A 13,308-nucleotide genomic window follows, 5' to 3' on the forward strand; every position below is an offset into this window, starting at 1 on the left:
TTGGAGACTACCAATGGCGAAAGAGATCCCGGATCTTCAGGCCACGGTGCGCTCGGGGACAGGCAAGGGGGCCGCCCGTCAAGCTCGTCGTGAGGGCTACGTACCTGGCATCGTATATGGCGACGGCAAAGAGCCCGTGTCCATCAACATGAACTTCAACTACCTGCTGAAGCGCCTGAAGCAAGGCCGCTTCCTGTCCACGCTGTGGAACCTGAAGGTCGAAGGCCAGGACGACGTCCGCGTCATCTGCCGTTCGGTCCAGCGCGACGTGGTGAAGGACATGCCGACGCATGTGGACTTCATGCGCCTGCACCGCACCAGCCGCATCAACCTGTTCATCCACGTGGACTTCGTGAACCACGAAGCCTCCCCGGGCATCAAGCGCGGCGGCACGCTGGTCGTAGTCCGCAATGAGGTCGAGCTGGAAGTTCTGGCGTCGGACATCCCGGACCACATCACCGTGGACCTGACCGGCAAGCAGATCGGCGACGTGATCCACATCAACGACGTGACGCTGCCGAACGGCGCAAAGCCCACGATCGACCGCAACTTCGTGATCGCGAACGTGTCGGCTCCGTCGGGTCTCGTCTCGGCAGACAACGCGGACGGTGACGACGCGGCCGAGTGATCCTTTCGCGGATCGACAATGAAAAGGGCGCGGTGTTCCGCGCCCTTTTTGCATGGCGCCCCGCCCCCACCAAGGTTTGCAAGACCCGGCGCGGCTGCTAGAACCGTGAAAACGGAGGATGTCATGAAGCTCTGGGTCGGCCTGGGGAATCCGGGCGCGAAATACGCCGGCAACCGTCACAACATCGGCTTCATGGCGGTGGACCGGATCGCCGAAGATCACGGCTTCTCGCCTTGGCGCAAGGGGTTCCAGGGGCTGGTGTCCGAAGGCCGGCTGGGGTCGGAAAAGGTGGCCCTGCTGAAGCCCGAGACGTTCATGAACAATTCCGGCCAGTCCGTGGGCGAAGCGATGCGCTTCTGGAAGCTGGTCCCCGCCGACGTGGTCGTGTTTCATGACGAACTGGATCTGGCCCCCGGAAAGGTGCGCCTAAAAACGGCGGGCGGCCATGCCGGTCACAATGGCCTGCGGTCCATCCACGCCCATATCGGCGAGTCCTATGACCGTGTGCGGCTGGGCATCGGCCATCCCGGCCACAAGGACCGCGTGGCGGGCTATGTCCTCGCCGATTTTGCCAAGGCCGAGGGGGACTGGCTGGACGACGTTATGCGCGGCCTGTCGGATGGCGCGGCGGCGCTGGCCGCTGGCGACGGCCCCCGCTTCCTGAACGCCGTGGCGCAGCGCGTGGCCCCGCCCCGCCCCTCCACCGGCATTGCCCGCCCGGCCGCGCAACCGGCCCCCACGCCCGCGCCCGAAGACACGCGCAGCCCCATGCAGAAGCTGATGGAGAAGTTCCGATGATCGAGGCGTCGCTGAACGTACTGGGGGAGGAGCTTCAGCCCTGCTCCCATTCGCCGCTGACCGGGTTCTACCGCAACGGCTGCTGCGACACCGGGCCGGAGGATCGGGGCGTCCACACCGTCTGCGCCATCCTGACGGACGAGTTTCTGGCGATGTCCAAATACCTCGGCAACGACCTGTCCACGCCGCGGCCGGAATTCGGCTTTGCCGGGCTGAAGGCCGGCGACCGCTGGTGCCTGTGCGCGGGGCGCTTCCTTCAGGCGCATGAGGAAGGGGCCGCCCCGCAGGTGCGCCTCGCCTCCACCCACCAGCGGACGCTGGACATCGTCCCGTTGGACGTCCTGCGCCAATACGCGCAGGACACCTGATCAGATCTTCATGTCGAAGCCGAGGTGCTTGGCCACGGTGAAGATGTCCTTGTCGCCCCGGCCGCACATGTTCATGACGATGATGTGGCCTTTCGGCAGAGTCGGAGCGATCTTCATCACATGGGCCAGCGCGTGGCTCGGCTCCAGCGCGGGGATGATGCCTTCCAGCGCGCAGCACAGTTGGAACGCCTCCAGCGCCTCCACATCCGTGACATAGACGTATTGCGCGCGGCCGGTGTCGTGCAGCCAGGCATGCTCCGGCCCGATCCCCGGATAGTCGAGGCCTGCGGAGATGGAGAAGCCTTCCAGGATCTGCCCGTCGCTGTCCTGCAGCAGGTAGGTGCGGTTGCCGTGCAGCACGCCGGGGCGGCCGCCCGTCAGGCTGGCACAGTGCTGCATGTTGGCGTCCACACCCTTGCCGCCCGCCTCCACCCCGATGATGCGGACAGAGGGATCGTCAAGGAACGGGTGGAACAGGCCGATGGCGTTCGACCCGCCGCCGATGGCTGCGATCAGGGTGTCGGGCAGACGGCCCTCTCCCTCCTGCTCGGCCAGCTGGGTGCGGACTTCCTTGCCGATGATCGACTGGAAGTCGCGCACCATGGCCGGATAGGGATGCGGGCCGGCCGCCGTGCCGATGCAGTAGAAGGTGTCGCGCACGTTGGTCACCCAGTCGCGCAGCGCGTCGTTCATCGCGTCCTTCAGCGTCCCGCGGCCCGAGGTTACAGGGATGACCTCTGCCCCCAGAAGGCGCATGCGGAAGACGTTGGGTGCCTGCCGTTCGACATCATGCGCGCCCATGTAGACCACGCATTTCAACCCGAACTTCGCACACACCGTCGCCGTGGCCACGCCGTGCTGGCCCGCGCCGGTTTCCGCGATGATCCGCGTCTTGCCCATGCGGCGGGCAAGGATGATCTGGCCCAGCACGTTGTTGATCTTGTGCGCGCCGGTGTGGTTCAGCTCGTCCCGCTTGAGGTAGATCTTCGCGCCGCCCAGATGCTCCGTCAGCCGCTCGGCGTGATACAGCGGCGAGGGGCGGCCCACGTAATGGGTCCACAGGTCCGTCATCTCGGCCCAGAACTCCGGATCCGTCTTGGCGTGCTCGTAGCGCGCCTGAAGGTCCAGGATCAGCGGCATCAGGGTTTCGGACACGAAGCGCCCGCCGAAGATGCCGAAACGCCCCTGTTCGTCCGGACCGTTCATGAAGCTGTTGATACCGTCGTCGGCCATGACGTCTCTCCTGTGTGACGTTCGCGGTCTATACCCGTTCGGGGCGCAGTTCAACGCAGGCGGGGAACGGTCGGACCCGTGGCCGCGCGCACGAAGGCCGCGATCTTGCCGTGATCCTTCACGCCCCGTGCCCCCTCCACGCCCGAGGAGACGTCGACCTGCCGCACATTCGTCAGCCGGATCGCGTCGGCCACGTTGTCCGGCGTCAGCCCACCCGCCAGCATCCACGGCTTCAGCCAGCGGCGGCGGGCCACCAGCCGCCAGTCGAAGGCCAGGCCATTGCCGCCCGGCAAGGTCGCGTCCTTCGGGGGCTTGGCATCGATCAGCAACTGGTCGGCTGCAAGGCTCATCTCGATCAGCCCGGCCAGATCGCCTTCATCCGCAACGCCCATCGCCTTCATCACCGGAAGCCCGTAGCGCGCGCGCACCTCGGCCACACGTTCGGGGGATTCGTGACCATGAAGCTGAAGCATGTCTAGCGGAACGGCCTCGACGATCGCGTCCAGCGTTTCATCGTCCGCGTCCACGACCAGCGCCACTTTCGCAACGCCCGGCGGGGCGGCCAGCGCCACGGCGCGGCCTTCCTCCAGCGTCAGGTGCCGGGGGGACCTGGGGAAAAAGACAAGGCCCGCATATTGCGCGCCTGCGGCCGCCGCAGCGACCATGTCGGCCTCCGTGCGAAGGCCGCAGATCTTCACGCGGATGTCGGCCATCAGACGGTCTTGTTGTCCAAGATCGCCAGAACGTCGTCCTTGGGCTGCTCTTGGCGCAGGGTTGCCACCTCGGCCCGCAGCTTGGACGCTTCGCGCTGGCTTTGGATCGCCGCCGTGCGGATCTGGTGTTCGCGCAGGAACTCCCACACGAAACCGATCAGGAGGCCGACCGCCGCCGCCAGCAGGATGATCAGGAACAACGGCATCCGGAACGACCAGTCCCAGCCGAAGAAGGCTGTGACACCGTCCGGCAGCAGGCTGATCGTCACCAGCTCACGGTTGGCAATGGCCACGCTCAGCAGCAGCACGGCCAGGATGACCAGCAGGGCAATTCGGATCCAGCGCAACATTCTACCTTCCGTTCAAGCGATCGCGCAGCAGCTTGCCTGTCTTGAAAAAGGGCACGCTCTTGTCGTCGACGTCCACGGCTTCACCCGTGCGGGGATTGCGGCCCACGCGCGCGTCACGGTCTTTCACCGAAAACGCGCCGAAGCCCCGAAGCTCCACCCGGTCGCCGCGGGACAGGGCCTGGATGATCTCGTCGAACACGGTGTGGACGATGCGTTCCACGTGCCGCTGCGTCAGATGCGGATTCTCGTCCGCGATCTTCTGGATAAGTTCTGACCGGATCATCGTCCCCCCGCTGCGATGATGGACCCTCTATCCGACTGATTATAGGACAGCTTGTTCCCAAGACCAACCGCGAATGTAAAAAGGCCCCGCCAAGTGGCGGGGCCTTTCCAAAGGTGCAGTCCGATCAGCGACGATCTTTGAGCGCGGCGCCCAGGATGTCGCCCAGCGAAGCGCCGGAGTCCGAGGAGCCGTACTGTTCCACGGCCTCTTTCTCTTCCGCGATCTCGCGCGCCTTGATCGACAGGCCCAGACGGCGGGTCTTGCTGTCCACGTTGGTCACGCGGGCATCGACCTTGTCGCCGACCTGGAAGCGCTCGGGGCGCTGGTCGCCACGGTCGCGGGCCAGATCCGAACGGCGGATGAAGGCCTTCATCTGGTTGTATTCAACCTCGATGCCGCCTTCTTCGATGGCCGTCACGGTGCAGGTCACGATCGAACCGCGCTTCACGCCGTCAACCGCGTCCGTGAACGTGTCTTCGCCCAGAGCCTTGATGGAGAGCGAGATGCGCTCCTTCTCGACGTCCACTTCGGTGACGGCGGCCTGAACCGTGTCGCCCTTGCGGTAGTTCTGGATCGCGTCTTCGCCGCGCTGGTCCCACGACAGGTCCGACAGGTGAACCATGCCGTCGATGTCGTTGTCGAGGCCAACGAACAGACCGAATTCGGTGATGTTCTTGACTTCGCCTTCGATGTTGGTCCCGATCGGGTGCGTCTCCGCGAAGACTTCCCACGGGTTGCGCTGCGTCTGCTTCAGGCCGAGCGACACGCGACGCTTCGCGGAGTCGATCTCCAGAACCATGACGTCAACCTCTTGCGAGGTGGAGACGATCTTGCCGGGGTGCACGTTCTTTTTCGTCCAGGACATTTCCGAGACGTGAACCAGACCCTCGACGCCGGCTTCCAGTTCCACGAACGCGCCGTAATCGGTGATGTTCGTGACGCGGCCCTTGTGGACCGAACCCAGCGGATACTGGATTTCCACCGAATCCCACGGATCGGACTGGAGCTGTTTCATGCCCAGGCTGATGCGGTGGGTGTCCTTGTTGATCTTGATGACCTGGACCTTCACGGTCTCGCCGATCGACAGGATCTCGGACGGGTGGTTGACGCGGCGCCAGGCCATGTCCGTCACGTGCAGCAGGCCGTCGACGCCGCCCAGATCCACGAAGGCACCGTATTCGGTGATGTTCTTGACCACGCCGTCGACCGTCTGGCCTTCGTGCAGGGCCGAGATGACCTCGGCGCGCTGTTCGGCGCGCGATTCTTCCAGGATGGCGCGACGCGACACGACGATGTTGCCGCGGCGACGGTCCATCTTCAGGATCTGGAACGGCTGCTTCAGACCCATCAGCGGGCCAGCGTCGCGCACCGGACGAACGTCGACCTGCGAACCCGGAAGGAACGCCACGGCGCCGCCCAGATCCACGGTGAAGCCGCCCTTGACGCGGCCGAAGATCGCGCCGTCGACGCGGGCTTCGGAAGCGTAGGCTTTTTCCAGACGGTCCCACGCTTCTTCGCGACGGGCTTTCTCACGGCTGATGACAGCCTCGCCACGGGCGTTCTCGACGCGGTCCAGATACACCTCGACTTCGTCGCCGACATTGATGTCGGGCGTTTCGCCGGGGTTTGCGAATTCTTTCAGATCAACGCGGCCTTCCATCTTGTAGCCGACGTCGATGATGGCCTGGCCCGCCTCGATGGCGATCACGCGGCCTTTGACAACCGAACCTTCGTCCGGGGTGTCGATTTCGAAGCTTTCCTTCAGAAGGGCTTCGAATTCTTCCATGGTAGATTTAGCGCACATGCGGTTTCAGTTTCCTTTACACGGTTTTTCTGGCCATGCGGTTGGCTCCGCCGGTCTTTTCGAAACGGATCACGGGAAACACGAAAGGGCCGAGGCTCACGCCCGACCCTGTTCGATCACCTCGCGGATGGCTCTCGCGGCCGTCTCGACTGCGGCGGATATACTCATTTCCGTCGTATCAAGCAAGAGCGCATCGGGTGCCGCCACCATCGGGGCCGTGGCACGTTCGGCGTCGCGGCGGTCGCGTTCGATCACCTGGGCCAGAACCTCGGCCTCATCCCCGCCCACTTCCTTCCAGCGGCGATGGGCGCGCACGGGGGCGCTGGCGGTCACGAACAGCTTCACCTCGGCCTCGGGGCAGATGACGGTGCCGATGTCGCGCCCGTCCAGCACCGCGCCACCTTCGGCCCGCGCAAAGCGCTTCTGGAAATCGACGAGCGCCGTCCGCACCTCCGGAATCACCGCCACGCGGCTCGCGGCCTCCCCCGCGCCAAGGCTGCGCAGGTCGTCGCGCAGCAGATCGTCGGGGGTCAGCGCCAGCGCGGCCTGAACGGGATCGCCGCCCTTGGCGCCCACGGCGCGATACAGCAGCCCTGTGTCCAGATGCCGCAACCCGAACCGCTCCGCCACGGCGCGCGAGATCGTGCCCTTGCCCGCCGCCGCCGGCCCGTCGATGGCCACCGTGAAGATCATGCCCGGATGTCCGCGCCAAGCCCCGTCATCAGCGCCCCGAAGATCGGGAAGGAGGTGGAGATCGCCTCTCCATCGTCCACCGTCACCGGCGCCTTCGCGGCCATGCCCAGCACAAGGAAGCTCATCGCGATGCGGTGGTCCAGATGCACGGCCACCGTCGCGCCGCCCGGAACTGCGCCGCCCATCCCGTGAACGATCAGCGTGTCCTCGTCCTCCTCAATCCGGACGCCGCAGGCTTCCAGGCCCCGCGCCATCGCGTCGATCCGGTCGCTTTCCTTGACGCGCAACTCCTTCACGCCGCGCATCACGGTCCTGCCTTCGGCAAAAGCCGCGACGACCGAGAGGATCGGATATTCGTCGATCATCGACGGCGCACGTTCCGGCGGCACCTCGATCCCCTTGAGGGAGGAGAACTTGACGCGCAGGTCGGCCACCGGCTCCCCGCCCTCCTCGCGGACGTTCTCGAAGGTGATGTCGGCGCCCATCTCCACCAGCGTGGGATAAAGGCCGTTGCGCGTCAGGTTCTGACTGACGCCCGGCACGAAGATGTCAGAGCCTTCGACGATCAGCGCCGCACAGACCGGAAACGCGGCCGAGGACGGATCGCGCGGCACCGCCACCTCTTGCGGGCGCAGCTCGGGCTGGCCGGTCAGGGTGATGACGTTACCCTGCGCCGTCTTCTCCACATGCACCTGCGCGCCGAAACCGGCCAGCATCCGTTCGGAATGGTCGCGCGTCGCCTCACGCTCGATCACCACGGTGTCGCCGGGGGCGTTCAGGCCGGCCAGCAGCACGGCGGATTTCACCTGCGCCGAAGGAACCGGCACCTCGTACCGCACCGGCACCGGCTGGGCCGCGCCCACCAGCGTCATCGGCAGACGCCCGCCCTTGCGCCCGTGGGCCTGCGTGCCGAACAGCGCCAGCGGATCGGTCACCCGCGCCATGGGCCGCTTGCGCAAGGACGCGTCGCCCGTGAACGTCACCGTCATGTCGGAGGTGGCCATCGCGCCCATGATCAGCCGCACGCCGGTGCCGGAGTTGCCGCAATCCAGAACCTGCTCGGGCTCGCGGAAGCCGCCGACGCCCACGCCGAAGACGGACCAGTTGCCCTGCCCGTGGCGGATCACCTCGGCCCCGAAGGCGCGCATGGCGGCAGCCGTGTCCAGCACGTCCTGCCCTTCCAGAAGCCCCGTCACCTTCGTTTCGCCCACGGCCATCGCGCCCAGGATCAGCGAGCGGTGGCTGATGGATTTGTCGCCCGGAACCTCCGCCGTGCCCTTCAGCGGGCCGGAGCGTTGGGCGGTCATGGGTTTGGGCGTGCCGTGGCCGGACATGGGGCGTCTCCTCTTGCTGGAAACGCCCTTAGCATGACAGGCTTAACGACGGAAGGTCACGTAATGGGGCGCACGGCCTTCGCGCAGCGCCTTCTGCTCGTAACGGGTGGAATGCCAGTTATCCCACGCGTCCGGCCCTTCATGCACCAGCGTGAAGCCGGCTTTCGGCCCCTCCTCCAGCGTTTGCCGGATATAGTCGGGGATGTCGGAGGCGACGCGGAACTCCGCCCCCGGCTTCATCACGCGGTGCAGCGGGATCAGGTGATCCGGCGTCACGAAGCGGCGGCGGTGATGCCGCGCCTTGGGCCAGGGATCGGGATAGTTCAGGAAGGCCTTCGCGATCGAGGCGTCGGGCAGCACATCCATCAGGTCCCGCGCGTCGCCAGGATGAACGGCGACGTTCGTCACCTCCGCCGCGCGGATCTTGCCCAGCAGCATGGCGACGCCGTTCACATAGGGCTCGCAGCCGATGATCCCGATGTCGCGGTTGGCGGCCGCCATGGCGACCATGTGTTCACCCCCGCCGAAACCGACCTCCAGCCAGACCTCCTTGCCGCCGAACAGGGCGGTGGGATCAAGAGGCGTGCGGTCCGGGTTTTCATCCCAGGTGATGCCGCGTGGCCGCAGGCTGTCCAGATCCTCGGCCAGATAGCCCTTCTGACTTTGCCGAAGGGTCTTGCCGTGGATGCGGCCATAGAAGTTGCGGCGTTCGGGGTGAAGATCGCTCATTCCGACACCTCGGGCGGGTCGACCACGATACGGCCCGCGGTCAGATCGACCGTCGGCACCACGGCGCGGGTAAAGGGGAACAGCAGGCTTTCGCCCTTGCCCTGCACTTCCAGGATGTCGTCGGCGCCGTGGTTGTGCACGCCGCTGACCTTGCCCAGAAGCTGGCCGCCAGTGTCACGCACCTCCAGCCCGATCAGGTCGCTGTGGTAGAATTCGTCATCGCCAAGGGCCGGCAAACGGTCGCGTCCCACGAACAACTGCGTGCCCTTCAGGGCGTCCGCCGCTTCCTTTGTGGTCACGCCGGTCAGGCGCGCGCCCAGGCCACCCGCCACCGGGCGGGTCAGGGTCACGCCGAAGCTGCGCCCGTCCTCGGTCGTCAAGGGGCCGTAGTCGGCAATGGCCGCAGGTTCCGCGCAGAAGCTTTTCAGCCGCACTTCCCCCCGGACGCCGAACGAACCGGCGATGGCACCCACGCAGATCTTGTCCATGACCCTCTCCGGAAAAGACGGGGGGCGTGGCGCCCCCCGATCCCGTCACTCGGCTTCGGCCGGTGCCGCGTTGCGGGCGGCTTTCTTGGCGGCCAGATCGGCGGCTTTCTTGCCCGGAACGGCGGCTTTGGGGTTGTTGCGCTCGGTCTTGGCTTTCAGGCCGGCGGATTCCAGGAAGCGCGCCACGCGGTCGGTCGGCTGCGCGCCCTGGCCCAGCCAGTACTGCACGCGTTCCGCGTTCATGACGACGCGGTTTTCATCGTCCTTGGCCAGCAGCGGGTTGTAGGTGCCCAGCTTTTCCAGGAAGCGGCCGTCGCGCGGCATGCGCGTGTCGGTCGCGACGATGGAATAGTGGGGGCGTTTTTTCGAACCACCACGGGCGAGACGGATTTTCATGGCCATTGGGTTTCTCCTTTAAGATGGCATGGACCAAAGACGGTCATTTCTGGTGTTGTTCGTGATGCCTGATGACTTCGGCGATGATGAAGTTCAGGAATTTCTTGGCAAACTCGGGGTCGAGGTCGGCTTCGCGGCTCAGCCATTCCAGCCGTTCGATCTGCCGCGCCTCACGCGAGGGATCGGCGGGGGGCAGGTCGTATTCCGCTTTCAGCCGGCCCACGGCCTGCGTCTGGTTGAAACGCTCGGCCAGGGTGTAGACGAGGATCGCATCCAGCCGGTCGATGCTGGCGCGATGTTCCTTCAGCAGCGCTTCGGCGCGTTGGGCGCTATCGGTCATGCAAGGCTCCTCGGGTTGGGGTGGCGCCAGACGTCGATGGGGAACGGCGCCTCCATCGGCACGGCTTCACGGTCGATGACGGCGCCCATGCGCGCGGCCAGCGCCGCCGACCGGGTGTTGTCGGTGGCGATGTAGCTGACGGCGGTGGTCCAGCCCAAGGGGCCGAAGACATGGTCGCGCGCGGCCAAGGCCGCCTCGTAGGCGATGCCCTGGCCTTCGGCTTCGGGCGCCCAGATGTGCCAGCCGATCTCCTGCTCGGGCTTTGCGGCCGGGAACCATGCCCCCGCCTGCCCCAGCACCGCGCCCGAACGGCGGTCGGTGATGACGAACTGGCCAAAGCCGCGCAGGATCCAGTGCCCCATGATCGCGGCGAAGCTGCGGAAGCTTTCCCGTTCCGCCTGCGGACCGCCGACCCAGCGGCACCGGTCGCCCGCCATGAAGGCGGCATAGACCGAGTAATCCGTGGCGACGGGCGCACGCAGGATCAGGCGTTCCGTTTCCAGAACCGGAGTGTTCGACAGCGCGATCATTTCTTGCGCATCATTCCCGACAGGCCCGCAGGCAGCGTCATGCCGCGCGGCAGGCCCATGCCGCCGGGCATCCCGCCCTTCATGGCCTTGGCGGCGGCTTCCAGCTCGGCCGGGTCCATGTTGGCCAGATCGGGGGTCTTGCCACCCATCATGCCCTTCAGCGCCTGCTTCATGGCACCGCCCTTGCCCATCTTCTTCATCATGTCCGCCATCTGGCGGTGCTGCTTCAGAAGCTTGTTCAGTTCGGCCACTTCCAGCCCGGCACCCGCGGCGATGCGCTTCTTGCGCGACGCCTGCAGAAGGTCGGGATTTGCCCGCTCCTTCTTGGTCATCGAATTGATCAGCGCGATCTGGCGGCGCAGCATCTTGTCATCCATGCCAGCCTCGGCGGCGGCCTTCTGCATCTTGCCCATGCCCGGAAGCATGCCCATGACGCCCTGCATGCCGCCCATCTTCAGCATCTGGTCCAGCTGGTTCTTCAGGTCGTTCATGTTGAACAAACCCTTGGAGAAGCGGCGGGCCATGCGCTCGGCCTGCTCCACCTCGAACGTTTCGCGCGCCTTCTCGACCAGCGCCACGATGTCGCCCATGCCAAGGATGCGGCCGGCCACGCGCTCGGGCTCGAAGGCCTCCAGCGCGTCCATCTTCTCACCCAAGCCGACAAAGCGGATCGGCTTGCCGGTGATGTGGCGCATCGACAGCGCCGCACCGCCACGCCCGTCGCCGTCCATCCGCGTCAGGACCACGCCCGAAATGCCGACCTGCCCGTCGAACTGCGTCGCCACGTTCACCGCGTCCTGACCCGTCAGGCCATCGACCACCAGCAGCGTTTCGCGCGGCTGGGCGATGTCGCGGACGGCCTGAACCTCGGTCATCAGCACTTCGTCAATGTGCAGACGGCCGGCGGTGTCCAGCATCACGACGTCGTAGCCGCCCATCGCGGCCTGCGTCTTCGCACGTTTGGCGATGTCCACGGCCGACTGGCCCAGGATGATCGGCAGGCTGTCCACGCCGATCTGGCCGGCCAGGATCGCCAGCTGCTCCATCGCGGCGGGACGGTTCGTGTCCAGCGAGGCGAGCAGGATGCGCTTGCCTTCGCGGTCCTTCAGGCGCTTGGCGATCTTGGCGGTCGTCGTCGTCTTGCCCGACCCCTGCAGACCCACCATCAGGATGGCGGTCGGCGGGTTGTCGATCTTCAGCGCGTCGGCAGGACCCTCGCCCGCCAGCACGGCCACCAACTCGTCATGGACGATCTTCACGACCTGCTGGCCCGGCGTCACCGATTTCGTGACATGCTGGCCGGCGGCCTTCGCCTGCACGCGCTTCACGAAGTCGCGCGCCACGGGCAGGGAGACGTCGGCCTCCAGCAGGGCGGTGCGCACCTCGCGCAGGGCGGTGGCCACATCCTCGTCGGTCAGCGCGCCCTGACGGGTCAGGCGATCGAAGACGCCGCCAAGCCGTTCAGACAGATTCTCGAACATCGGCATCCCTTTCCAAATTACCTGCCCCGACATAAGCCGGAACGCTCCAAACACCAACGGCACCCACGGGCGCAACGCGCTGGTGGATGGCGATCCCCCGATCTGCGGGGGACCGGAGTCATCAGAACTCCGGAAAAATCAGGGTGCGTTTACGCCGCGCCCCGGCCTAAGTCAAGCGCGGCGTTGCATCTGCATAAGGGACGGCTATGCTGTTCATGGATGCACAACCGGAGGATCGCGTGGGTTTCGACAATTGGGACGAGGTGCGGACGGCCTTCCAGGTGGCGCGCATGGGCACCGTGTCCGGTGCGGCCGAGGCATTGGGCGTGCACCACGCCACCGTGATCCGCCACATCGACGCCCTTGAAAAGCGGCTCGGCACCAAGCTGTTCCAGCGCCACGCCCGCGGCTACACCCCGACCGAGGCGGGACGCGACCTCCTCTCCGTCGCCCAGACGACCGAGGAGCAGTTCGGCCAGCTCGCCTCCCGCATCCGCGGTCAGGGGGAGAAAGTGGCCGGGGAACTGGTCGTCACATCCATCACCGGTGTTGCCGAACGGCTGATGCCGGTTCTGGCCGACTTCCAGCTTCAGCATCCCTCGCTGGTGGTGCGGTTCCTGTCCGACATGCGCGTCTTCCGTCTGGATTACGGCGAGGCGCATGTCGCCATCCGCGCCGGCGCCGCCCCCGAGGAGCCGGACAACGTGGCCCAGCCCCTGCCCCGCATGCGCAGCGGGCTGTACGCGTCCCAAAGCTATGTCGAACGTTATGGCATGCCCCAAGGGCTGACCGACCTGAACCGCCACCGCTTCATCACGGCCGAAGGCCCGATTTCCCGCGCCCCCTTCCACCGCTGGCTGGTGGAAGTCATCCCCCCCGAACGGATCATGGTCCGCGCGTCGGAAAGCCGCGCGCTGGAGGCGGCGGTGACCAGCGGGGCCGGCATCGGCTTCCTGTCCACCTTCCAGGCCGCCGGCCGCGACGACCTGGTGGAGGTTCTGCCCCCCCGCCCGGAATGGGATGCGCCCCTGTGGGTGGTGACCCATGTGGACCTGCACCGCACGCTGAAGGTTCAGACCTTCCTGAAGCACCTGAAGGACGCCGCGCGCACCTGGACGTGACCGTTTGACCGCTTGCGCC

At 66.2% G+C, this 13,308-nt stretch carries 17 protein-coding genes; 4 read left to right on the forward strand and 13 right to left on the reverse strand.

Annotated elements, in window-relative coordinates:
- The first annotated feature begins 13 nt into the window (after positions 1-13).
- The 3 genes from ACSHZY_RS00655 (at position 14) to ACSHZY_RS00665 (ending at position 1,794) form a co-directional block, all read left to right on the forward strand.
- Entirely contained in the window at positions 14-628 is a 615-nt protein-coding gene (locus ACSHZY_RS00655) for a 50S ribosomal protein L25/general stress protein Ctc (RefSeq protein WP_435164068.1), read from the forward strand.
- A 123-nt stretch (positions 629-751) separates the two neighbouring features.
- A complete protein-coding gene (gene pth, locus ACSHZY_RS00660) occupies positions 752-1,426 on the forward strand; it encodes an aminoacyl-tRNA hydrolase (protein ID WP_435164070.1) in 675 nt (224 codons plus the stop codon).
- Positions 1,423-1,794 carry a DUF2237 family protein gene (locus tag ACSHZY_RS00665; protein WP_435164072.1) on the forward strand — a complete coding sequence of 124 codons (372 nt, stop codon included), beginning with the start codon at positions 1,423-1,425 and terminating at the stop codon, positions 1,792-1,794. Before pth ends, ACSHZY_RS00665 begins: the two co-directional genes overlap by 4 nt.
- Here ACSHZY_RS00665 and trpB read toward each other — a convergent pair whose 3' ends face one another.
- The 13 genes from trpB to ffh all read right to left on the reverse strand — a co-directional run bounded on the left by trpB (position 1,795) and on the right by ffh (position 12,168).
- Complete coding sequence (gene trpB / locus ACSHZY_RS00670; RefSeq protein ID WP_435164075.1) at positions 1,795-3,027, reverse strand: tryptophan synthase subunit beta; 1,233 nt, start codon at positions 3,025-3,027, stop codon at positions 1,795-1,797.
- 50 nt (positions 3,028-3,077) lie between these two features.
- On the reverse strand, positions 3,078-3,740 hold the full coding sequence (locus ACSHZY_RS00675; protein ID WP_435164078.1) for a phosphoribosylanthranilate isomerase: 663 nt from the start codon (positions 3,738-3,740) through the stop codon (positions 3,078-3,080).
- Positions 3,740-4,090, reverse strand: coding sequence for a lipopolysaccharide assembly protein LapA domain-containing protein (locus ACSHZY_RS00680; protein ID WP_435164080.1), 351 nt, complete (start codon positions 4,088-4,090; stop codon positions 3,740-3,742). Before ACSHZY_RS00680 ends, ACSHZY_RS00675 begins: the two co-directional genes overlap by 1 nt.
- A gap of 1 nt (position 4,091) precedes the next feature.
- The gene (gene ihfB, locus ACSHZY_RS00685; protein ID WP_271972052.1) at positions 4,092-4,373 is read right to left on the reverse strand and encodes an integration host factor subunit beta; all 282 of its coding nucleotides are present in this window, start codon (positions 4,371-4,373) and stop codon (positions 4,092-4,094) included.
- 124 nt (positions 4,374-4,497) lie between these two features.
- Entirely contained in the window at positions 4,498-6,177 is a 1,680-nt protein-coding gene (rpsA, locus tag ACSHZY_RS00690) for a 30S ribosomal protein S1 (protein ID WP_435164084.1), read from the reverse strand.
- Between the two features lie 96 nt (positions 6,178-6,273).
- Positions 6,274-6,870 carry a (d)CMP kinase gene (locus ACSHZY_RS00695; protein WP_435164087.1) on the reverse strand — a complete coding sequence of 199 codons (597 nt, stop codon included), beginning with the start codon at positions 6,868-6,870 and terminating at the stop codon, positions 6,274-6,276.
- On the reverse strand, positions 6,867-8,204 hold the full coding sequence (aroA, locus tag ACSHZY_RS00700; protein WP_435164090.1) for a 3-phosphoshikimate 1-carboxyvinyltransferase: 1,338 nt from the start codon (positions 8,202-8,204) through the stop codon (positions 6,867-6,869). The genes ACSHZY_RS00695 and aroA overlap by 4 nt, the downstream gene beginning before the upstream one ends.
- Positions 8,205-8,246: 42 nt before the next feature.
- On the reverse strand, positions 8,247-8,933 hold the full coding sequence (gene trmB, locus ACSHZY_RS00705; protein WP_435164093.1) for a tRNA (guanine(46)-N(7))-methyltransferase TrmB: 687 nt from the start codon (positions 8,931-8,933) through the stop codon (positions 8,247-8,249).
- Entirely contained in the window at positions 8,930-9,421 is a 492-nt protein-coding gene (gene rimM, locus ACSHZY_RS00710) for a ribosome maturation factor RimM (RefSeq protein WP_435164097.1), read from the reverse strand. Before rimM ends, trmB begins: the two co-directional genes overlap by 4 nt.
- A 45-nt stretch (positions 9,422-9,466) precedes the next feature.
- Positions 9,467-9,823, reverse strand: coding sequence for a 30S ribosomal protein S16 (rpsP, locus tag ACSHZY_RS00715; RefSeq protein WP_435164100.1), 357 nt, complete (start codon positions 9,821-9,823; stop codon positions 9,467-9,469).
- 37 nt (positions 9,824-9,860) lie between these two features.
- The gene (locus ACSHZY_RS00720) at positions 9,861-10,157 is read right to left on the reverse strand and encodes a chorismate mutase (RefSeq protein ID WP_271972066.1); all 297 of its coding nucleotides are present in this window, start codon (positions 10,155-10,157) and stop codon (positions 9,861-9,863) included.
- A complete protein-coding gene (locus ACSHZY_RS00725; protein WP_435164103.1) occupies positions 10,154-10,687 on the reverse strand; it encodes a GNAT family N-acetyltransferase in 534 nt (177 codons plus the stop codon). The genes ACSHZY_RS00720 and ACSHZY_RS00725 overlap by 4 nt, the downstream gene beginning before the upstream one ends.
- Complete coding sequence (ffh, locus tag ACSHZY_RS00730) at positions 10,684-12,168, reverse strand: signal recognition particle protein (RefSeq protein ID WP_435164106.1); 1,485 nt, start codon at positions 12,166-12,168, stop codon at positions 10,684-10,686. The genes ACSHZY_RS00725 and ffh overlap by 4 nt, the downstream gene beginning before the upstream one ends.
- Positions 12,169-12,383: 215 nt before the next feature.
- Between ffh and ACSHZY_RS00735 the strand changes: the two genes are divergently transcribed.
- Positions 12,384-13,289 (forward strand): LysR family transcriptional regulator, encoded by a 906-nt coding sequence (locus tag ACSHZY_RS00735; RefSeq protein WP_435164109.1) that lies wholly within the window; start codon positions 12,384-12,386, stop codon positions 13,287-13,289.
- Positions 13,290-13,308: the final 19 nt, after the last annotated feature.

The organism is Falsirhodobacter sp. 1013, from assembly GCF_051195255.1.
Classification (GTDB): domain Bacteria; phylum Pseudomonadota; class Alphaproteobacteria; order Rhodobacterales; family Rhodobacteraceae; genus Falsirhodobacter.

Bases quoted from the DNA above. Each gene is read 5' to 3' on its own strand.
- ACSHZY_RS00655 (WP_435164068.1), top strand. From the start codon at position 14: ATGGCGAAAGAGATCCCGGATCTTCAGGCCACGGTGCGCTCGGGGACA.
- pth (WP_435164070.1), top strand. From the start codon at position 752: ATGAAGCTCTGGGTCGGCCTGGGGAATCCGGGCGCGAAATACGCCGGC.
- ACSHZY_RS00665 (WP_435164072.1), top strand. From the start codon at position 1,423: ATGATCGAGGCGTCGCTGAACGTACTGGGGGAGGAGCTTCAGCCCTGC.
- trpB (WP_435164075.1), bottom strand. From the start codon at position 3,027: ATGGCCGACGACGGTATCAACAGCTTCATGAACGGTCCGGACGAACAG.
- ACSHZY_RS00675 (WP_435164078.1), bottom strand. From the start codon at position 3,740: ATGGCCGACATCCGCGTGAAGATCTGCGGCCTTCGCACGGAGGCCGAC.
- ACSHZY_RS00680 (WP_435164080.1), bottom strand. From the start codon at position 4,090: ATGTTGCGCTGGATCCGAATTGCCCTGCTGGTCATCCTGGCCGTGCTG.
- ihfB (WP_271972052.1), bottom strand. From the start codon at position 4,373: ATGATCCGGTCAGAACTTATCCAGAAGATCGCGGACGAGAATCCGCAT.
- rpsA (WP_435164084.1), bottom strand. From the start codon at position 6,177: ATGTGCGCTAAATCTACCATGGAAGAATTCGAAGCCCTTCTGAAGGAA.
- ACSHZY_RS00695 (WP_435164087.1), bottom strand. From the start codon at position 6,870: ATGATCTTCACGGTGGCCATCGACGGGCCGGCGGCGGCGGGCAAGGGC.
- aroA (WP_435164090.1), bottom strand. From the start codon at position 8,204: ATGTCCGGCCACGGCACGCCCAAACCCATGACCGCCCAACGCTCCGGC.
- trmB (WP_435164093.1), bottom strand. From the start codon at position 8,933: ATGAGCGATCTTCACCCCGAACGCCGCAACTTCTATGGCCGCATCCAC.
- rimM (WP_435164097.1), bottom strand. From the start codon at position 9,421: ATGGACAAGATCTGCGTGGGTGCCATCGCCGGTTCGTTCGGCGTCCGG.
- rpsP (WP_435164100.1), bottom strand. From the start codon at position 9,823: ATGGCCATGAAAATCCGTCTCGCCCGTGGTGGTTCGAAAAAACGCCCC.
- ACSHZY_RS00720 (WP_271972066.1), bottom strand. From the start codon at position 10,157: ATGACCGATAGCGCCCAACGCGCCGAAGCGCTGCTGAAGGAACATCGC.
- ACSHZY_RS00725 (WP_435164103.1), bottom strand. From the start codon at position 10,687: ATGATCGCGCTGTCGAACACTCCGGTTCTGGAAACGGAACGCCTGATC.
- ffh (WP_435164106.1), bottom strand. From the start codon at position 12,168: ATGTTCGAGAATCTGTCTGAACGGCTTGGCGGCGTCTTCGATCGCCTG.
- ACSHZY_RS00735 (WP_435164109.1), top strand. From the start codon at position 12,384: ATGGATGCACAACCGGAGGATCGCGTGGGTTTCGACAATTGGGACGAG.